This window comes from Limnospira platensis NIES-39 (assembly GCF_026000695.1).
Classification (GTDB): domain Bacteria; phylum Cyanobacteriota; class Cyanobacteriia; order Cyanobacteriales; family Microcoleaceae; genus Limnospira; species Limnospira platensis.
This window is the reverse complement of record NZ_AP026945.1, coordinates 6,316,987-6,337,145: the sequence shown is the minus strand read 5'-3', so window position 1 is coordinate 6,337,145 and position 20,159 is coordinate 6,316,987. Positions and strand designations below refer to the sequence as shown.

15 protein-coding genes are annotated in these 20,159 nt (G+C 44.7%); 7 read left to right on the top strand and 8 right to left on the bottom strand.

All coding sequences use genetic code 11. The annotated features are described in order from the left end of the window. Positions 1–155 precede the first annotated feature (155 nt). Genes N39L_RS31095 through N39L_RS31080 form a run of 4 tightly spaced genes read left to right on the top strand, consistent with a single transcriptional unit; the run spans position 156 to position 3,924 of the window. The gene (locus N39L_RS31095; RefSeq protein WP_006618037.1) at positions 156–1,397 is read left to right on the top strand and encodes an FIST signal transduction protein; all 1,242 of its coding nucleotides are present in this window, start codon (positions 156–158) and stop codon (positions 1,395–1,397) included. Between the two features lie 17 nt (positions 1,398–1,414). After that, on the top strand, positions 1,415–2,203 hold the full coding sequence (locus N39L_RS31090) for an SDR family NAD(P)-dependent oxidoreductase (protein ID WP_014277343.1): 789 nt from the start codon (positions 1,415–1,417) through the stop codon (positions 2,201–2,203). Between the two features lie 41 nt (positions 2,204–2,244). Beyond that, on the top strand, positions 2,245–2,778 hold the full coding sequence (gene psbQ, locus N39L_RS31085; RefSeq protein WP_231852042.1) for a photosystem II protein PsbQ: 534 nt from the start codon (positions 2,245–2,247) through the stop codon (positions 2,776–2,778). Between the two features lie 36 nt (positions 2,779–2,814). After that, positions 2,815–3,924 (top strand): NAD(P)/FAD-dependent oxidoreductase, encoded by a 1,110-nt coding sequence (locus N39L_RS31080; RefSeq protein WP_014277341.1) that lies wholly within the window; start codon positions 2,815–2,817, stop codon positions 3,922–3,924. Here the strand turns inward: N39L_RS31080 and urtE are convergent. The 5 genes from urtE to urtA all read right to left on the bottom strand — a co-directional run bounded on the left by urtE (position 3,921) and on the right by urtA (position 9,227). Further along, positions 3,921–4,673, bottom strand: a complete 753-nt coding sequence (gene urtE, locus N39L_RS31075) for an urea ABC transporter ATP-binding subunit UrtE (protein WP_014277340.1) — start codon at positions 4,671–4,673, stop codon at positions 3,921–3,923. The genes N39L_RS31080 and urtE overlap by 4 nt on opposite strands. Before the next feature lie 5 nt (positions 4,674–4,678). Continuing rightward, entirely contained in the window at positions 4,679–5,416 is a 738-nt protein-coding gene (urtD, locus tag N39L_RS31070) for an urea ABC transporter ATP-binding protein UrtD (protein WP_006618032.1), read from the bottom strand. 25 nt (positions 5,417–5,441) lie between these two features. After that, positions 5,442–6,605 (bottom strand): urea ABC transporter permease subunit UrtC, encoded by a 1,164-nt coding sequence (gene urtC / locus N39L_RS31065; RefSeq protein WP_014277339.1) that lies wholly within the window; start codon positions 6,603–6,605, stop codon positions 5,442–5,444. Between the two features lie 71 nt (positions 6,606–6,676). Beyond that, positions 6,677–7,843, bottom strand: a complete 1,167-nt coding sequence (locus N39L_RS31060) for an ABC transporter permease subunit (RefSeq protein WP_014277338.1) — start codon at positions 7,841–7,843, stop codon at positions 6,677–6,679. 79 nt (positions 7,844–7,922) lie between these two features. After that, positions 7,923–9,227, bottom strand: a complete 1,305-nt coding sequence (urtA, locus tag N39L_RS31055) for an urea ABC transporter substrate-binding protein (protein WP_006618029.1) — start codon at positions 9,225–9,227, stop codon at positions 7,923–7,925. 434 nt (positions 9,228–9,661) lie between these two features. On the opposite strand from urtA, the gene N39L_RS31050 reads away from it, so the two are divergent. Together N39L_RS31050 and N39L_RS31045 are read left to right on the top strand one after the other, a co-directional pair. After that, on the top strand, positions 9,662–10,999 hold the full coding sequence (locus tag N39L_RS31050) for a TRAP transporter large permease (protein WP_006618028.1): 1,338 nt from the start codon (positions 9,662–9,664) through the stop codon (positions 10,997–10,999). 49 nt (positions 11,000–11,048) lie between these two features. Beyond that, positions 11,049–12,911, top strand: coding sequence for a coiled-coil domain-containing protein (locus tag N39L_RS31045; protein WP_014277337.1), 1,863 nt, complete (start codon positions 11,049–11,051; stop codon positions 12,909–12,911). Between the two features lie 93 nt (positions 12,912–13,004). On the opposite strand, the gene N39L_RS31040 is transcribed toward N39L_RS31045, so the two are convergent. Continuing rightward, on the bottom strand, positions 13,005–14,474 hold the full coding sequence (locus N39L_RS31040) for an alpha-amylase (RefSeq protein ID WP_006616192.1): 1,470 nt from the start codon (positions 14,472–14,474) through the stop codon (positions 13,005–13,007). A 247-nt stretch (positions 14,475–14,721) separates the two neighbouring features. On the opposite strand from N39L_RS31040, the gene ftsH reads away from it, so the two are divergent. After that, positions 14,722–16,632 carry an ATP-dependent zinc metalloprotease FtsH gene (gene ftsH, locus N39L_RS31035; protein ID WP_050856807.1) on the top strand — a complete coding sequence of 637 codons (1,911 nt, stop codon included), beginning with the start codon at positions 14,722–14,724 and terminating at the stop codon, positions 16,630–16,632. Positions 16,633–16,845: 213 nt separating this feature from the next. On the opposite strand, the gene N39L_RS31030 is transcribed toward ftsH, so the two are convergent. Further along, positions 16,846–17,859, bottom strand: coding sequence for a hypothetical protein (locus N39L_RS31030; protein WP_006617453.1), 1,014 nt, complete (start codon positions 17,857–17,859; stop codon positions 16,846–16,848). A gap of 36 nt (positions 17,860–17,895) precedes the next feature. Beyond that, positions 17,896–19,923 carry a patatin-like phospholipase family protein gene (locus tag N39L_RS31025; RefSeq protein ID WP_014277334.1) on the bottom strand — a complete coding sequence of 676 codons (2,028 nt, stop codon included), beginning with the start codon at positions 19,921–19,923 and terminating at the stop codon, positions 17,896–17,898. Positions 19,924–20,159 lie beyond the last annotated feature (236 nt).

The window sequence follows — 20,159 nt, the reverse complement described above, 5'->3', positions numbered from 1 at the left end:
TTCCCTGCATCAGATAAATTTAGGCTGCCCATAGTTTGTAATAGATCACTCGAAAGCGTCAACCCAAAATCGGAAGTAATCTTTTAATATTTCTCGTAACCCACCATAAATCAAGTGATAGCAACTTTAGGATAATGATAAATACAACAGGACCCATGGAGTGGGTCAGCGCGATTTCCACTCGTCCATCCTTGGAAGCAGCAGTGACGGAGGTAGTTAAAAAATGTCAAGAATCGCTGAAATCGTCGCCGGATCTAGGTTTGGTGTTTATATCTTCGGCGTTTAGCAGTGATTATCCCAGACTCATGCCATTATTAGCGGAACAGCTTTCGGTGCGGGTGCTAATTGGCTGTACAGGTGGCGGTATAGTTGGTATGCAGACGGAAACACAGGTAAAAGAAATCGAGGGTAAACCCGCATTAGGCTTATGTTTAGCCCATCTTCCGGGGGTTGATATTTGTCCTTTTCATCTAACTACCAATGATCTACCTGATTTAGATAACCCCCCAGAGGACTGGGTAGAATTGATTGGGGTTCATCCCCAAAATGACCCTCAATTTATTGTGTTGATTGACCCGTTTTATGGGAAGATTAATGATCTCCTACAAGGGTTAGATTATGCCTATCCAGAATCGCCGAAGGTGGGAGGATTAGCTAGTTCTGGGATGATGGGTCGGGCGACGGCTGTATTTTGTAAGGGCGAGATGTACTCTGCTGAAGCTGTGGGAGTGGCCTTAACGGGAAATATTGTCTTAGAAACTATTGTGGCTCAGGGATGTCGTCCCATTGGGGAGCCTTATCGGGTGAGTGAAGGGGAAAGAAATATTATCTTAACGGTGCAGAAATGTTCGGAAACTGATGGTCTGAATATTAACTGTGGCGACGAAGTCGCGCCTTTAGAAGCACTACAGGAATTGATCGCGGAACTGGGGGAAGAAGACCGACAACTGGCTCAAAATTCGTTGTTTGTGGGTGTGGCGCGCGATGAGTTTAAAGCCAATTTAGAATCGGGGGATTTTTTAATTCGTAATTTGATGGGAGTTGACCCCAGAGTGGGGGCTATGGCTATAGGCGATCGCGTTAGACCGGGACAACGCATTCAGTTTCATTTGCGCGATAGTCGCACTTCTGCGGAAGACTTGAAAGGGTTACTAACTCGCCACCAGAAGCTGACAGAAGCTACTACAGAAGTAGCTAAGGAAGGGGCGCTGATGTTTTCCTGTTTGGGACGGGGAGAAAATCTTTATGGCCAGCCAGATTTTGACTCGAATCTATTTCGGGAGTATTTTAAAATACCCCTAACGGGATTTTTCTGTAATGGTGAAATCGGACCCGTGGGAAATGCTACATTTTTGCATGGGTATACTTGTGTTTTTGGCATTTTGCGCCAACGGTAATATTTTGAGATCACATCATGCAAATCAAAAAAGCGTTAGTAACTGGGGCTTCATTCGGTATTGGGGAAGAGTTTGCTAGACAAATAGCCCGCCAAAATAGCGATCTGGTTTTGGTAGCCCGATCGCAAGATAAATTAGAAAAGTTGGCCTCGGAGTTACAATCCCAATACGGGGTAAAAGTCCAGGTAATCAGCCAAGACCTGACGGAAGCGGGCGCGGGACAGGTAATCTTTGACCAGGTGGAGGGGGGACCGGAGACGGTGGATCTGTTGGTAAATAATGCGGGGTTTGGGGACTATGGACCTTTGGATGAGCGATCGCTCGCTAAACAATTGGCAATGGTGCAACTCAATGTTACCGTCCTGGTAGAGTTGACCCATCTATTCCTGGGGGTGATGAAAGCCCGCAGCTTTGGGGCGATCGTCAATGTATCATCGATCGCCGGATATCAAGCCCTACCCTATATGTCTGTATACTCTGCCACGAAAGCCTTTGTGGTCAACTTTAGTCAGGCTATATGGGCGGAAAATCAGGATACAGGGGTGCGGATTTTATGCCTTTGTCCTGGCCCGACAGAATCGAATTTTTTTGAAAATGCCGAATTTCCCCAGTCCATGAAAGGCTCTGGTAACAATTATGCCAGCGCCGCCGAAGTGGTGAAGGAAACCCTCTCTACCTTAGACAAAAAAGACTCTACCCTGGTGACGGGAGGTATCCCTAATCAGATTATTGTCAACTTACCACGGTTAATGCCCAGAGATACCATAGCCAGTTTGGTAGAAAAGCAATTCCGACCCAAAGGGTAGCTTTCCCTTCTGTTTAGCCTAATTTATCAATTCAATAAGCTGTGGTAGATGTTTTCTGCAACAATGGTTTGTTAAACCGTTTGCGCTTTGTGCAAATCGGAGCAGATTTCAAAAAAACAATTTTGGTTATGAAGCGTTATCGTTCAATTTTGGCTTGTGTTTTGGCATTTGTAACCGCCTTCGTGGTAGGTTGCAGTTCTCCTGTGGCGGTGGAACCTCCCAGCTATAGCAGTATTCAGCTTGAAAAAATCCAGGAGTATAAATCTAATATCGTGGCTATACGCGATCGCTCCACCACAGAACTGGTTAGTTATATCCAAAAGGGTGACTGGATCAATATCGATAATTTTGCCCACGGTCCCTTTGGTACTGTACTTCAGGAAATGAACTATGTAGTTCGGAACCTACTTCCCAATGAACAACCAGAAGCCCGCAAATTGTCCCGCGAGGTGTTTGAGCATTTACAGGATATGAGTGAGGCGGCGGCTAAAGCCGATCGCCAACAGGCGGCTATCAGCTATCAGGAAGCCCTGAAAGACCTAGATTTGTTTTTGAGCAAATTTCCCCAAGTTTAGGGAATAGGCAGTTAGGGAAGGCGAGGCGCGTGGCTTATGACTAGGGTTGTGATTGTCGGGTGTGGCATTATCGGGGCGGCGATCGCCTACGAACTTAGTCTGGTGTCGGGGTTAACCGTCACGGTGGTAGATCGTCATCCACCCGCTACCCAGTCAACCGCCGCCGCTTTGGGGGTATTAATGGGGGTCATTAGTCACAAAACCAAGGGGCGGGCTTGGGCTTTACGGCGCGAGAGTATGGCACGCTATGAAACCCTAATTCCTGAATTGGAAGCCTGTAATGGGTATGCCATTCCTTTTAACCGCCAAGGGATTTTGATGTTAGGGTTTGAGGGGGAAAATTGGCATCGTTGGCAAGAATTAGCTACTATCCGCCGTGAACAAGGTTTTCACCTGGAGTTAATGGATCAGCCAACTGTGCGATCGCATTATCCCCAGATTAATTGTGAGCGAGTCACGGGGGCGATATATTCCCCAAGCGATCGTCAAGTGAACCCCACAACTATAACTAAAGCCCTAGTAGCCGCCGCCCAAAAAAATGGGGCTAAATTTAACTTTGGTGTTAATGTCGAGGGCTGGGAAATTACCCAGTTGGGTCATGGTCAGAAACTCTGTCAGCGCCTAAATACTGCCTCTGGAAGCCTTCCGGCTGACTGGGTGGTGGTGGCAGCGGGTTTGGGGAGTACACCCCTACTCCAGAGCCAATCTATGCCCTCTGGGGTAACAATTAAACCCGTCCTCGGACAAGCCCTCAAATTGCGCTGTGGTGAACCTTTGGGGGGTAATCATCCTCAACCTGTGATTACTGGGGATGATGTGCATATTGTACCTTTGGGGGGTGCTGAATATTGGGTGGGTGCAACGGTGGAATTTCCAGACCCCAGCGGGGAAGTCCAAGGGCAACCACAACAACTTGATTCTATTCTCCAAGGGGCGATCGCTATTTGTCCCGCCCTCGCCCAAGGGGAAATTATCCACCAATGGCATGGGTTAAGGCCTCGTCCAGAAGGTAGACCCGCCCCGGTTATCGGTCCTTTGGCGGGTTTTGCTAATGTCCTACTCGCTACGGGACACTACCGCAACGGGGTGTTATTAGCCCCAGCAACCGCCTTAGAAATACGTCAGATGATTAGTGGTAGCATTTAGACCGCCAAAAACTCTTTAATGACTTCCCGACTGAGATCTTCAGTTAAGCCAGAGGCAACTATTCCGCCTTTTTGCATGGCATAATAGCGATCGGCTTGGCGGACAAAGTGTAAATGCTGTTCCACCAATAACACAGAAATTCCCCTAGTTTCAATAATCCGCCGCACCGCTGCTTCAATTTCTAGGATAATTGAAGGTTGAATGCCCTCTGTGGGTTCATCTAAGACTAATAGACGCGGCTTTCCCATTAACGCCCTGGCGATCGCTAATTGTTGCTGCTGACCACCGCTAAGGTCTCCCCCCATACGAGACAGCATAGTTTTTAACACTGGGAATAAATCAAAAATATCCTCTGGTATTTCTCTTTTACCTCTCCCGGCTTTCCCAGAGGCTTCCAAGCCTAACAGGAGATTTTCCTGCACCGTGACGCGGGGGATAATTTCTCGCCCTTGGGGAACATAACCAATGCCTAATTTAGCCCGTTTGTGGGTGGGAATTTGGGTAATGGGAACATCCGCAAATTTCACCTGTCCGGTGCGAGGTTTGAGTAGTCCCATGATGGTTTTTAATAAGGTAGTTTTTCCCACACCATTACGACCAATTAGACAAACCATCTCCCCCACCGGAACACTTAAATCAACATCCCGTAAAATGTGGCTTTCTCCGTAATAAACATTCACACCAGAAACCTGTAACATGAGGTTTGATGGGATGATATGGGGTTGGATATCGGCTTGAGTTGATGTCATTTTACTTACTCCTCCTTTCCTAAATAAACCTCAATCACTCTGGGGTCATTTTGCACCTGATCCATATTTCCCTCAAACAAAACTGAGCCCTGGTGTAATACTGTCACCTGACGCGCTATTTGTCGGACAAATTCCATGTCATGTTCAATCACAATAATTGAGTGACTTTCCGCTAAGGCTAACAATAAATTACCGACGTTTTCCGTTTCCTCATCAGTTAGTCCCGCCACCGGTTCATCAACTAATAATAAATCGGGGGACTGCGCCACTAGCATACCAATTTCTAGGCGCTGCTTTTCACCGTGGGCTAAAAATTCGGCTTTTAATTCGGCTTTGGCTGCTAAACCCACCGTTTCCAACAGTCCCGCCACGGTTCGTTTTTCTCCAGAAATAGGGCGACGAAATAGGGTAGGAAACACATTTTTATTTTGATTAACCACCAGATCCAAGTTTTCGGCTACGGTCAAATTTAGATAAACTCTGGGAGTCTGAAACTTGCGACCAATTCCTAGCCGAGCGATTTTATATTCCGGGATATTGCCTAAATTCCGACCCTTAAATATAACTTGTCCTTGGGTAGGTTGCACTTTTCCGGTGATGGTATCTAAAAAGGTAGTTTTTCCCGCACCATTAGGGCCGATAATTACCCGCAATTCCCCAGTTTTCATGCTAAAGTTAAGGTTATTGAGGGCTTTAAAACCATCAAAATTTACGGTAACATTTTCGATTTCTAAGATATTCATGACCAGTCAATTAATCAACTCAATATTAACTCTCAAGTTCTTCGCGTTCTAATTGCAATTCGGGGTCTTCTTCTAGTTGAGGATAGGTCATGATAGGCTGTCGTAAACCTAAGAGCGATCGCATATATTCCCAACCATCTGTTCGTAACCATCCCACTATACCACTAGGGAGAACTGTCACCACAATTAAGAATAATGCCCCTTGAAAAAATAGCCAAACTTGGGGGAATTGTTCACTGAGGAAGGTTTGACCGAGGCGCACTAATACAGTTCCCAAAATCGCCCCAACCAGGGTAGCCCTACCGCCAACGGCTACCCAAATCACCATTTCAATAGAAAAGGCTACCTCCATAAAACTAGGGGTGATAATACCACTTTGAACAGTATATAATGCTCCAGAAATTCCGGCGATCGCCCCCGAAATCGCAAAGACCAAAACCTTAAACCCGGTGGGGTCATAGCCAGAAAATCTCACCCGATTTTCATCGTCTCGAATGGCTACTAATAAACGCCCAAACCTCCCACTGGTCAGCCACCGACACAGTAAATAAATTAAGATCATCAACAGAATCGACAATTCATAAAATACCAGTTGGGCGGCGGGGGAACCCGCCTGAGTCCCAAAAATCATAGTGGTATCTGTTTTGAGTCCATTGGTGCCGTTAATATATTTTTGTTGACCGTTAAACAGATGAAAAAATACCAGCAAAGCCGCCTGAGTGAGGATGGAAAAGTAAACCCCTTTAATGCGGTTACGAAATACCAAATATCCCAAGATTGCCGCCACGATACCGGGAATTAAAAAGATGGCAACTAGGGTAAACGGAAACGAATAAAATGGTTCCCAAAACCAGGGAAGGTTTTCGACTCCATACAGCATAAAAAAGTCGGGAATTTGACCTTCTGGAAGCTGTAACTGTAAATACATGGCTAGGGCGTATCCTCCCAGGCTAAAAAAGATGCCATGTCCTAAACTTAGCAGTCCTGTATATCCCCAGATTAAATCAATCCCGAGGGCGACAATACATAGGGATAAGAAACGCCCCAATAGCTTTAATCTGAAGACTGGCAAAGCTAAAGGCATAATCACACCTAAAATAATGGCGATCGCTATAATTACCACAATTTCAATGAGTCGCTGTTGTTGCTTCTGTTTTTGTTGGGCGATCCTACCGATTTCCTGATTCATATATATGACCCAATTAACCTTAATTAACCATGGATAAAATGTTGATTTTTCAAGTGTTCGCAAATCCCCATCTACAACTCAGCAGTTCTGCCTTTAGGCGGGAAAATGCCAGCAGGTTTAATTTGCAAAAAGGCAATAATTAGCGCAAAGACTAACACCTTAGACATACTGGTTGTGGCAAAGAAACTCAAGAAATCGACCACAGGCTGTAGAACATCCACAGAGGATAATAAGAACGCCAATGTTCCCGAACCAATCAAATAAATTAAGCTGCCTATAGCTAAAGCGGCTAACACCGTCCCCAGCAAATTTCCCACCCCACCAACTACCACGACCATAAAGGTATCAACGATATAATTTTGTCCGGTATTCGGTCCGACTGAACCCAATAAAGTAATCGCACAACCTGCCACCCCAGCCAGTCCCGAACCCATAGCAAATGTCAAAGCATCAACCTGGTCTGTAGGGATACCCAAACAAGCACTCATTTGGCGATTTTGAGTTACTGACCTAATCCTTAAACCCCAATTAGAGCGATTAAGAAATAGGTAAATCAACCCCAAACATACCAACCCCAGAATAATAATAAATACCCGCGCATAAGGAACTTGAAAATTCCCTAGGGCGAACCCTCCTCGTAACCAAGCGGGGGCGGTCACATCGACATTTCGGGCGCTAAACCAGGGTCTGGTCAAAACTTGCCCTGCTAAGTTACCCATCAGAATACTAGCAGTTGTAGAAATTCCGATAGATAAGACTAACAAAACTGCCCTCGCCCACTTGCGAATTTTCTCCCAGTCCTGGCGACGCTTAACGAAGAATAAGCCCCCAAAAAACAAGAGGGAAAATAAGCCCAAACCGATTACCATTTGCCAGTTGACACTACGGACAAATTGGCGTAAAATTAGACTAACCCCCCAGGTGGCTAATAAGGTTTCTAAGGGTCGCCCATATAGGTATCGAATCACGCCTCTTTCTAATAATAATCCGACTAAAGCGGCGACAATGAAGGCAACGGGAATAGCCAAGAATATATAGAAATTAAACAGGGGTTCTCCCAGGGGTCTAAACATATTCTGCACGACAAAGGTGGCATAAGCACCCAGCATCATTAACTCCCCGTGGGCGAGATTAATTACCCCCATTAATCCAAAGGTGATTGAGAGTCCTAAAGCGGCGAGGAGTAAGACGGAACCGATACTGATGCCATTAAAAAAAGCGATCGCAAGTTCTTGCATTTTTCAAGATTTAAATAACATAGATTCAGGCTATTTAAGAAAGGGCAACCCTTCCGAGTTGCCCCTAATTTGGGAAGGTTTAAACCCCTTCCATTCGGAATCTTTCACCACGGGCGGGGTCAGTCCAATCGCAGGCATAACCCCTGGTGCTAGGAACATACTGATTCCAGGCTAATGGTTCAACCGGACCATCAGAAGACCAGATAATATCAAATAAACCATCATCACGGACTTGACCAATTCTCACAGTCTTAGATAAGTGATGATTAGGATTAATAGTTACTAACCCATGGGGGGCTTGTAATTGCTGACCTATTGCCGCCGCCCTAACGGCTTCTAAATCGTCCGCTGTCCCCGCTTGTTCAACTGCTTGTTTCCACAGATAAACCATAGTATAAGCAGCCTCCATGGGGTCATTAGTAACCCGGTCTTGACCATGTTTAGCCTTAAATGCCTCCACCCAAGTCTGATTTTCTGGGGTCTCTACAGTTTGAAAATAGTTCCAAGAGGCATAATGTCCAATTAGGAACTCTCGGCCGATTTGTTGCACTTCCTCTTCAGCGATACTCACGGACATGACCGGGTATAAATCCGGTGTTAATCCTGAACCCTGTAGCTGTTTAAAGAAAGCGACATTACTATCACCATTTAGGCTATTAAAAATCACGCCTCCGTTGGGCAATGCCTGCCTAATCTTGGTAATAATTCCGGTAACTTCTGTATTTCCTAAAGGTAGATAATCTTCGTCTACGGTAGTGCCACCTTTAGCCCTAAGCTGTTCTTTAATGATGGTGTTTGCTGTGCGGGGGAACACATAGTCAGACCCGACCAAAAAGAACTCTCGACCTTTATTTTCTAATAGCCAATCGACGGCTGGTTCGATTTGTTGATTGGGTGCAGCCCCAGTGTAAAAAATATTCCGAGAACATTCCTGCCCTTCGTATTGCACGGGATACCATAACATATGGTTTCGGGATTCAAACACATCTTTAACTGCTTTCCGACTGGCAGAAGTCCAGCAACCAAAAACGGTAACCACTTGGTCTTGGTCAATGAGTTTTTCGGCCTTTTCGGCAAAGGTCGGCCAGTCAGAAGCGCCATCTTCAACTACTGCTTCAATCTGTTTTCCTAACACTCCTCCGGCTGCATTTATTTCAGCGATCGCCATTTGTTCGGCTTCCACAACCGTGGTTTCACTAATTGCCATAGTTCCACTTAAAGAGTGGAGAATGCCGACCTTAATCGTATCGCCGCTGCCACTTCCAGGAGTCCCAGTTGTGGCATCTTCCGAGGGGGAACCACAGGCTTTTAATAGTACACTAGCACCCAAGGTAGCCGACCCATACAATAAAAACTTGCGTCGCCCTAATCTTCTGTTTATCATATCAATTTTACCAGTTGTAACGGGAACTAATCGAAGCAGGAAATTATCACAAGTTTGACAATTTCTTTTTAATTACTAGCCAATTTCCGAGAGTTGATGCTACTTGAGTAAATTTAAGACCAATTACATACCACCAAGGTTAGTTTTACCATGGATAAATCTACTCAAGCCCATAGACTTAATTAAGCATTTACCCTTAGCTAACTTGGTGAGAGAGAAATGGTCTTAACTTTTAGTTAACTTTAAGGCTAGTGGTGTATCCTAGGCTAAGTCAACCCCAAAAAATGTAGCTATTAATACAGTTTTCCGGTCAAAAGTGAGCATTGGGGGCTAATCATCAGTTATGGAGGTTAATAACTATATGTGACCTGAATATGATATCATAGAAAAATTTTGTTTCTGGTTGTGGAAATTTTAAGCTAAACAGCGATCGCATGAATTTTGAATGGTTGAGTATTGCCATGTTTATCGTGGCTTTAATAGTGTTAGCATTAGGCTATCCAGTGGCTTTTTCCTTGGGTGGTGTCGCCCTAATTTTCACCCTAATTGGCATAATTTTCGGAGTATTTGATCCCATTTTATGGTCAGCCATGCCACAGCAGATATTTGGGATTATGAACAATTTTACACTGCTGGCAATTCCCTATTTTATTTTCCTAGGTTCAATGCTAGAAAAAACTGGCATAGCCGAAAACCTGTTAGAAACCATGGGAATATTATTCGGAAGAATGCGGGGAGGATTAGCGATCGCCGTTATCATAGTAGGAGGACTCCTAGCCGCCACCACGGGAGTAGTCGCCGCCACCGTCATAGCTATGGGTTTAATTTCCCTGCCCACCATGCTACGCTACAGCTATAATAAAAGACTCGCCACCGGAGTAATTGTAGCATCAGGAACCCTAGGGCAAATTATCCCGCCCAGTGTAGTTTTAGTAGTCTTAGGAGATCAACTAGGAGTTTCCGTCGGCAACCTATTTATTGCCTCAGTAATTCCCGGACTATTAATGACTACCGCCTTTATTATTCATGTGGCGATCGCCTCCTGGTTACGCCCTGATATCGCCCCCGCCTTACCCACAGAAGTCCTCACAGCACCCGGTCTCAAACAGCGAGTCATCAAAGTATTAATTCCGCCCATATTACTGATTTTGTTAATCTTGGGAAGTATATTTTTTGGCATAGCCACACCCACAGAAGCCGGAGCCGTGGGATGTGTAGGATCAATTATCCTAGCCGCTTTTAACCGTCAACTGACCAAGGATAACCTATATCGCGCCTGTGATGCCACCCTACGAACCACCAGTATGGTAATATTTATCCTGATAGGTTCACGAGCTTTTAGTTTAGTGTTTCGGGGACTAGGGGGAGATAACATAGTTAAAGATATGTTTCTCAATCTTCCTGGCGGTCAAATCGGCTTTTTGATCATCTCAATGTTAATCGTATTTCTGTTGGGATTTTTTATCGATTTTTTCGAGATAGTCTTTATTGTAGTTCCCCTTTTACTGCCCATTGCTCAAAGCTATAATATGGATTTAGTCTGGTTTGGGGTAGTATTAGGCGCTAATTTACAAACATCCTTCCTCACCCCTCCCTTTGGCTTTGCTCTATTTTACCTACGAGGTGTGGCTCCTGCGTCTATCAGCACCGAAGACATTTATCACGGTGTGATTCCATTCATCACCCTACAGCTTATCGTTTTAGGGTTGATAGTCGTCTTTCCCTCCCTGGTCAACTTTTTGCCAGATCTCGCTCAGAACATCGGCCGTTAGAATAGATACAGTTAGCGACATTACTTATTTGTGCGATTAGATAATCATTATGGCGAAACCCACTCAGGAACAGTTACAACAAGAACTCGAGCAAACTAAATCCGAATTGCGTGATGTTTGGGAGGAATTAGAACGAGTCCAGTCTCAGTTTGAACAGGTATCCGGGGAACTCCAACAGGCTCAGACCCAAATTCCACAGCAGGAAACAGCCTCTGATACTAACTGTCAACAGGAATTAGAAGCGCTCCGGTCTCAGTTAAATCAGGTTTTGGCGGAATTGGAGCAGGCTAAGACTCAAATTCACCAGCAGGAAGCGGAAAAAGCACAACTGGAGTCCCTACAACAAGAGCTACAGACTACTCAAGATAGTTTGAACACGACTCGCACCCAGTTAGACCAGGTTCAGGCTCAAATTCAGCAGGGGGAAACGGACAAGGCGGAACTGGAGTCGGTCAAACAGCAGTTACAGGAAGCTCAAGCCAAGCTAACTAGCACTACTGAGGAGTTAGAAAAGGCTAAGACTCAAATTCAGGAGGCACAAGGGTCAAAAGCACAACTGGAGTCGGTCAAACAGCAGTTACAGGAAACTCAAGCCAAGCTAACTAGCACTACTGAGGAGTTAGAAAAGGTCAACTGTCAGTTTGATGAGGTATTGGGGGAATTTGAGGAAACTCATTTTAAGTTACATCAAATTCAGCAGGAAACAGCCTCGGATACGGAGAGCAAGCAAGAATTGGAACGGGAGCTCAATTCTCAGTTAAATCAGGTTTTGGGGGAATTGGAACAGGCTAAGACTCAAATTCAGGAGGCGCAAGGGTCAAAAGCACAACTGGAGTCGGTCAAACAGCAGTTACAGGAAACTCAAGCCAAGCTAACTAGCACTACTGAGGAGCTAGAAAAGGCTAAGGCTCAAATTCAGCAGCAGGAAGCAGATAAAGCGGAACTGGAGTCGCTACAAAAAGAGTTACAGACTATTCAAGGTCAGCTAACCAGCGCCACTGAACAGTTAGACCTGCTTCAGTGTCAGTTTGATGAGGTATTGGGGGAACTGGAACAGGCTCATATTCAGGCTCAACAGGCGCAACAGGAAAAAGCACAACTGGAGTCTGTTCAACAGGAGTTACAGGAAACTAAAGAGAAATTTACGAGCATTCAGCAGGAGTTACAGCAGGGTCAGTTGAAGTTTGATGAGGTATTGGAGGAACTAGAAAAGGCTCATATTCAGGTTCAACAGGCGCAAGGGTCAAAAGCACAACTGGGGTCTGTCCAACAGGAGTTACAGGAAACTAAAGACAAGCTGAATAATAAGACTGAGGAGTTGAAACAGGCTCAGTTTATGCAAAAAGAAGCGGCTGAGGAAGTTGATAAGACTAAGGCTCAGTTACACGAGGCGCGACAAAATCTGCAAACACTGCGATCGCAAAAAGAGGAGACGGAGGGACTTTTGCAGAAGTGTCACGCTCAACTTCAGGAAACTATGGAGGTATTAGAGTCCTCCCACAGTCAACACAAACAGACTCAAGGGGAATTGGAACAATTGCGATCGCAAAAAGAGGAGACGGAGGGACTTTTGCAGAAGTGTCACGCTCAACTTCAGGAAACTATGGAGGTATTAGAGTCCTCCCATAGTAAATACAAACAGACTCAAGAGGAATTGGAACAATTGCGATCGCAAAAAGAGGAGACGGAGGGACTTTTAGAGAAGTGTCACGCTCAACTTCAGGAAACCATGCAGGTATTAGAGTCCTCCCATAGTAAATACAAACAGACTCAAGAGGAGTTGGAACAATTGCGATCGCAACTACAAGAAAAGGAACAGGAATTCACAAATTATCCGGTTCAAGCCTCACCAGTTCCAGCTTCCCCCCCAGCACCTGTAGCAGTAGCAGCAATGGAGTGGGAAACCTTTTAACTAACATTATAGCATCTGCCAGGACTATATTGGGGGCTACCAAATATCCTGGCGGGTTCCGAGTTAATTTAAGTCATCAGAAATCAGTTATTCCTATTCCTGTACCCAAACAGATACAGAACCCCCGTCACAGGAAAAGTGACCCCATCCCCATTCATTGGTATAAACAGGTTCTTTGATGTGTTCTGTCAGGTCAATAAATTTAGCATTAGGTTTACCAACTTCCATCCATTTTTGACCAGGAATGTTATCACTCATAATCACAGCTATACCTTGGGGGTGTTCTTCATCACCTAAACGAGTCCAACCGATGACATTGTAGTTGTCGAAGTAATCGTATTGTTCCCCGTAGGAGTAATTATGTCGCGCATATAATAACTTATCAATTATCCAACGGTGGGAGGGTAAAACAATTTTATAACTGTTACCATCTCTGCCATAATCTTCGTATTCTGCGCCATAATAGTCAGCATAGAAAATACAGGGATAACCTTCTCGTCGCAGCAGAATAATCGCATAAGCCAACGGTTTAAACCAAGGTTCAACGGGTGCTTCTAAGGATTGTAAAGGTTGAGAATCATGATTTTCTACAAAGGTGACCGCATTAATGGGGCGTTCCTGCATAAAAGTGCGATCGAGAATAGTTCTCATGTCGAAGTTACCCCCCGACTTACTGGCATAATAAAACTTATAGTGTAGGGGAACATCAAACACAGACATTCGACCGCCAACTGTATCTACATACCAATGAAGAGTATCAAGGTCATTGTACCAATATTTACCTACCATAAACAAGTCTTTACCGACGTGATTTTCTAGGGTTTCTATCCATTGTGGGAAAAACCAAGCCGAAATATGTTTAATCGCATCAAGGCGGAAACCATTAACTCCTGTGGTATCCAGATACCATTTAGCCCAGTTAGTGATTTCGTCTCTAACTTCTCGATTTTGGAAATCGAGATCACAACCCATTAAATAGTTAAAATTCCCCTTTTCCAAGGACACATAATCATCAAAAACCTTACCTTCAAACAGATAAATGGTTGAGGAATCTTTAGTAAAGTCATCATAATCAACCGCATCAAAATGCCACCAATGCCATTGAAAATCAGAATGTTTGCCTTGACGACCAGGGAAAGTAAAATGAGTATAGGCTTTAATATCTCGCATTTCCCCAATTGGATGAATCCGATTATTCATAGCAAAAGGAGTAGCTTTAACCACCTCAGTTTCATCGCCTCCCATTCTATGATTAACTACAATATCAGCGTAAACTTGAATGCCAGCATTTTGGGCAGCATGAATGGCATCTAAATACTGTTGGCGATCGCCATATTTGGTTCTGACAGTTCCCTGTTGATCAAACTCCCCTAGATCATACAAATCATAAACACCATAGCCCACATCATATTTACCTTTCTTCCCTTTATAAGCTGGGGGAAGCCAGAGGGCGGTAATACCAGCATCGGCTAATTCTTGGGCGTTTTCTTTAAGTTGATTCCATAAAATCAAATCGGGATCGATGTACCAATGGAAGTATTGCATGATTACGCCATTAATCATCTAAATTTCTCCTGTCTGAGTCCCAAAAAATATATTTCAATTATAGGATGGTTTTCCGAAACCGATAAGAATACCAGACAAAGCGCCAAGTTCTAGGCTGGTGTCAGCACCGGGGAGAGAAGAACGTCCAACCCGATGACTTTCCCCTAATAATGGCTGAGGTGGGGGCGGCTAACATAATCTCAAGCTAAACTATACAGTAATGGTTAGATTAAAAGATACGGCAACAGCAAAGGTAAATGTGAATATGAAAAGTTCCTGGATCAGCAGATTGGGACAACCAGTTAAATCATCAGCCATGTCCAAAAAGCATTTGTGGCGGATTTTGGGGGGTTGGGTGATTTCCCAAAGTATCCTTTTGGGGACTCCAGCTTTGGCTAATCGTGATTCTGGGTCGATGAGTTATACAGACTTGTTGCAGAAAATCGAAGCGGGACAGGTCATCAGAATTCAAGAATACCCATCACGACAAGTTGCTAGAGTCACATTCACAGACGAAGCCAACGGACAACAGATTAGGTTTGTGGCACTATTTGACCATAACCCGGAACTGATGGCGGCGCTGCGGGAAAACCCGGTAGACTATGAGGTGAGACCTTCAGCCGACAATAGCGCGGCTATGGGTTTAGTGGTCAATGTTTTGGTGATTGTGGCGGTCTTAGCTTTTCTGCTGATGATTCTGCGGCGGTCTTCCCAGTCTTCGGGAAATGCTATGAATTTTGGTAAATCTAAGGCTAGGTTCCAAATGGAAGCGAAAACCGGGATTCTGTTTGATGATGTGGCTGGTATTGAAGAAGCTAAGGAAGAATTGCAAGAGGTGGTCACATTCCTAAAATCCCCGGAAAAGTTTACCGCCATTGGTGCGAAAATTCCTAGGGGAGTGCTATTGGTGGGACCCCCTGGAACGGGAAAGACCCTGTTAGCTAAGGCTGTAGCGGGGGAGGCGGGAGTTCCGTTTTTTAGCATTTCTGGGTCGGAATTTGTCGAGATGTTTGTGGGGGTAGGCGCATCCCGGGTGCGGGATCTTTTTAAGAAGGCTAAGGATAATTCCCCCTGTCTGATTTTTATTGATGAAATTGATGCTGTGGGTCGCCAACGGGGGGCGGGAATTGGCGGCGGTAATGATGAACGGGAACAGACCCTTAACCAATTACTGACGGAAATGGATGGATTTGAGGGTAATCCGGGTATTATTGTGATTGCAGCCACTAATCGCCCTGATGTGTTGGATGCAGCCCTATTGCGTCCGGGACGGTTTGACCGACAGGTGATTGTTGATTTACCTGGTTACAATGGCCGTTTAGGGATTTTACAGGTTCATGCGCGCAATAAAAAGCTGGCTGATGATGTTTCCCTAGAGGCGATCGCCCGCAGAACACCGGGATTAGCAGGGGCGGATCTGGCTAATTTGCTTAATGAAGCGGCGATTTTAACGGCCAGACGACGCAAGGAAGCGATTACTCTGTTAGAAATTGATGATGCTATTGACCGGATAACTATTGGTTTGGCTTTAACTCCCCTTCTCGACAGCAAGAAAAAGCGACTGATTGCTTATCATGAGGTGGGACACGCTTTGCTGATGACTCTGTTGAAAAATTCTGATCCTCTTAATAAGGTGACAATTATTCCCCGCTCTGGAGGAATTGGCGGTTTCGCTCAACAGATGTTTAATGAGGATATGGTTGATAGTGGTCTGTATACCCGCGCTTGGTTGATTGATCAAATTACTATTGCTTTGGGGGGAAGGGCTGCTGAACAGGAGGTTTTTGGTGAAGCAGAGGTGACTATTGGCGCTAGTAATGATATCCAGGTGGTCAGTAATTTGGCGCGGGAAATGGTGACTCGTTACGGGATGTCGGATTTGGGATTGGTGGCTTTGGAAAGTCCCGGAGAACAGGTATTCTTGGGGCGCGGCTTTCCTAGTCAATCGGAGTATTCTGAGGAAGTGGCGACTAAGATTGATCATCAAATTAGAGCGATCGCTTTTCGCTGTTATGAGCAAGCTCGCCGCCTTATCCGTGATCACCGAGTTTTGCTAGATCGGTTGGTAGGACTTCTCCTGGAAAAGGAAACCATTGAGGGGGATGAGTTCCGCCGCCTGGTGTCGGAATATACTCCTCTTCCTGAAAATCAAATGGCGATTAGTCTCACCAAATAAGCTACATATCAACTACAAAACAGTTGTTAGGAGGCGGTAGGGGGGAGTTTAAACCCCTCCCCCACCCGCCCTTAGTCATTCATCTATGCTGGCTGTGGAACACCTGTCGGGGCGGCACATTTTTCGCCCCAACAAATCTCTATGACTACCGCCACCTTGACAAGCGATCGCCATATTCTTCTCTTCTGATTTTTGACAAGAATTGGGTTGATTTTACACTAAAACCGTTTCCTGTTTTTTGACTGAAAATTCAGCGGAATAACTGTAGTCAATATTTAGCCAAAACTCCCCACTAATAGAGCCCCTGGTCTCAATTTGAATGGGGCGGATTGTAGCTGTAGGGACAGGTTCAATATCTGGGTTATAGGGGTCGATATCGCCAAAATAAATTGGGGTATTTGGCTGTAAGAGAATCGGGGGAATTTCGTCAGGTAAATTAGGTACAGGAGTCCGTTCATCAATGGTGACGGCGGACAGAAACACGGTCACATCCCGAAAGGTGATGTTACTGTACTTATTGGTAACAGCGATCGCCACAGTTTCCACCTGATTTTCACCTAGGCTAGGCTGAGGACAAATCAACTCAAAAGAGGGAGAATATTTATCTATTCCCAGGTAAGATTCTGGCGTAAAACTCGCCGCCACCACCGATAATAAAGCCGACGACCAACCCTGATCATCTAGGGGATGAATAAATGATAATCCCCCCGTTTGTTCGCTGATGGCTACATTATCTCCCGCAGATTTCCGATAACTGTGAACTCTGACTAATGCTGACTTAGCCGCAGCGATCGCTTTTTCCCACTGGTCTAAATCTAGTGATTCATTATCCGATGAAATACCCAATTCTCCCAGATAAAAAATCGCCCTATTTGCGCCTAAACGCCAGTCAAAGTGATTACATGCATCGGCGATCGCTCCCGCACCATCCCCCCTCGCTGGGTCATTCCTTCCATTGCTACGGCTAACCTTTAACCCAGTCAATTCCGACTCATTTACCCCAGAATTAATCAAATAATTACGCAGGGTACGACTAAAGGGGGTTCCGTGCCAAATTCCCTCTATTCCTAACCAGGTAATCTCCAAATCACAGGGGTAGCTTTCCGTGACATTTTCTATCACCTGTTCCGCCACATTACTGATAGTAGCAGCATCATCGCGCAGTGATGAACTGGTATCGATAATTACTACCAAGTCCACTTTATTGATTGTATTTTTCTGACTCATATTGTCATCCTATTACCGCTATTTTTTGCCAGGATTTTACGGTTGATTATCTCCACCATTATTAACCGCAAATTTTAAGCGATCGCGACCTCGACCACTCACCAAAACTCGACCCGAGTATTCTAGTTTAACCCCCTCTATTTTAGCCGGTTCATATCCAGAATCTAGGGGAATTTCTGCCGTCAGCTTAGACGGTTCACTATCCTTAACGGGTAAGTTTCCCAAAGAGAGAAATTCTCCCTCTTCCAGAACTTGGAGCCTTTCACCTTCTGAACTAATTACCTCGGCTTCAACTACCCGGAAATCCAGAACATCTGCATTCAGATAACTATTGGTCACTTCTAGGCATAATTTCGACCTATCCTCGGAAGTAGTGACAGCAAAATTTAAACCATCTAAACTGTCGGGAAGTTCCGCCACCAAAGCCTGAGTGTTTCCAGTCTTCTGGGAAGTTTTCTTAACCCCAGATACCGGAGTTTCCCAGACCGTTTCTGATACCGAGACACCCGCCACCAATTTTAACTCATAAATACGATGCTTACCCTTACCTTTAGCAGTCGTTAAAGTTATCGTATGTTCACCTTGACTAAGGCTTCCTAGTCGTAGTTCAGTTTGACGTTTCTGATTTTCTCCCGCACCCCAAATGCGGATTAATAGGATACCGTCTAGGAATAACCAATCCTCTCCTGAACCATCGCGATGGTAAAATAAAGTTAGTTCCCCTTCTTGATAATTCCTAGAGAGTTGGAAGTGAATATTCAGGCGATCTGTTGATGCCACTCCCGGTGGTTTTTCAGCATCAGGAGCAGTTATAATTGTCGGTAAACTCGGAGATTGAATCGGGTCAGCATCACTACCGATATCATAGTTATATTCGGGAGTCCACACACCCAGGGAAGAAACCTTTAGCCGTTTGGAAGATGTGCCAATTTGCCATAAAACCCCTGGGTCATATTTGGCAATATCAGAAGTTATATTAACCTGACTTTCTGGGGTAAGTTTATCCTCTAAATCCCTAGCGTTTAACAGGGGTTCCACGAAAGCATCAGCTTGTTCAAAGCCTACCGATATCAGGTGGTTAATCAAACTAGGATGGCGGTCAAATTTAGAGGCATAGTCTAATCCTTCTAAATGCGATCGCTTAATTTCTAACTGGCGAATTTTTACCGGACTAATTCCCGCCATCTCTCCATTTAAAAACCCCTTTTGTAACCAGCGATTAGTTTTTTCGATAAACTCTAAACTTTGATACAGAGAAAGATTACCTGATAGTTGATTTCTCCGATCTAAAATCTCTGGCGTAGTCCTAGGTATACCGTCACAGGCGCGAGGGTTCACCTGTATAACCCATAATTCATCCGGCCATTGTTCTGGGGGAATAATTTGTTCATCCACTAGGGATAAAATTGGCGGATTTTCGGCAAATAAACCATCCCAATAAGCAGCATCGCCAATTTCCACAGCTTTGAATAGGGTGGGAATAGCCGCCGACGCGAGAATGGCATCAATTTCCATTTCATTTTGGCGAGAGTCAAATATTTTTGATTCCCCAGATATCACATTAACCGCACCTAAAAATAATCGAGGACTGCTACCCTTAATCAGCCTAGGAAGTTCCGAAAATTTAATGTGTTTTTCCAGCAGTTTTTTCAGGTCTAAATATTCTCGCCTAGGCGTTACAGATTGCCAAAATTCCTGAACTCCTCCCCAGGTGTATGGATTAGAAACATAGCTGGGAATAATCCCTTTCTCGTAAAATCTACAGGATTGAACCGTTAAATAATTTAGGTATTGTTCCCAAAGATGGTTGGCTGAGTTGTCTTCCCAAAAATCAATTAATTTTTGAGAGACTTCCCCAGCAGTTTCCCCTTGATTTTTAACTAAACCATACCAAGCTAGTAGACTGCATAAACCGCCGCCAGATGTGCCGCTTAAACTTACAATTTCATAGCGATCGCACACATCACCTTGCAGAAATCTCTTTAAAACTCCCGCCGTAAATGCCGCATGGCTTCCTCCTCCTTGACAGGCGATCGCAATTTTACCTTTGTTCCGCTTACTCATTTTTGGGCTTCCTAGTAATGGGTGAATAATGCTTTAGTCAACCTCCAGTTTTAATTGGTTTCGGTCACATCAACTCTCTTTTCTCATGATTATCACTTCACCAAAATACAGACCAAAGCTAACGTTTGCGGTTGTTTCAACGCCAACGCCAGTATTTTTTGAATCCTTTGTATCGCGCTATGTAGTTGATGCTAAACGGGTAAACCTCCCAATTTTATAGGTGAATTTTTTTAGGC

Excerpts from the sequence above, each read along its gene's own strand:
- N39L_RS31090 (WP_014277343.1), top strand. The coding sequence starts at position 1,415 with ATGCAAATCAAAAAAGCGTTAGTAACTGGGGCTTCATTCGGTATTGGG.
- N39L_RS31030 (WP_006617453.1), bottom strand. The coding sequence starts at position 17,859 with ATGAGTCAGAAAAATACAATCAATAAAGTGGACTTGGTAGTAATTATC.
- urtE (WP_014277340.1), bottom strand. The coding sequence starts at position 4,673 with ATGACATCAACTCAAGCCGATATCCAACCCCATATCATCCCATCAAAC.
- N39L_RS31050 (WP_006618028.1), top strand. The coding sequence starts at position 9,662 with ATGAATTTTGAATGGTTGAGTATTGCCATGTTTATCGTGGCTTTAATA.
- N39L_RS31025 (WP_014277334.1), bottom strand. The coding sequence starts at position 19,923 with ATGAGTAAGCGGAACAAAGGTAAAATTGCGATCGCCTGTCAAGGAGGA.
- urtC (WP_014277339.1), bottom strand. The coding sequence starts at position 6,605 with ATGAATCAGGAAATCGGTAGGATCGCCCAACAAAAACAGAAGCAACAA.
- N39L_RS31060 (WP_014277338.1), bottom strand. The coding sequence starts at position 7,843 with ATGCAAGAACTTGCGATCGCTTTTTTTAATGGCATCAGTATCGGTTCC.
- N39L_RS31045 (WP_014277337.1), top strand. The coding sequence starts at position 11,049 with ATGGCGAAACCCACTCAGGAACAGTTACAACAAGAACTCGAGCAAACT.
- urtD (WP_006618032.1), bottom strand. The coding sequence starts at position 5,416 with ATGAATATCTTAGAAATCGAAAATGTTACCGTAAATTTTGATGGTTTT.
- N39L_RS31080 (WP_014277341.1), top strand. The coding sequence starts at position 2,815 with ATGACTAGGGTTGTGATTGTCGGGTGTGGCATTATCGGGGCGGCGATC.
- N39L_RS31040 (WP_006616192.1), bottom strand. The coding sequence starts at position 14,474 with ATGATTAATGGCGTAATCATGCAATACTTCCATTGGTACATCGATCCC.
- N39L_RS31095 (WP_006618037.1), top strand. The coding sequence starts at position 156 with ATGGAGTGGGTCAGCGCGATTTCCACTCGTCCATCCTTGGAAGCAGCA.
- urtA (WP_006618029.1), bottom strand. The coding sequence starts at position 9,227 with ATGATAAACAGAAGATTAGGGCGACGCAAGTTTTTATTGTATGGGTCG.
- ftsH (WP_050856807.1), top strand. The coding sequence starts at position 14,722 with ATGAAAAGTTCCTGGATCAGCAGATTGGGACAACCAGTTAAATCATCA.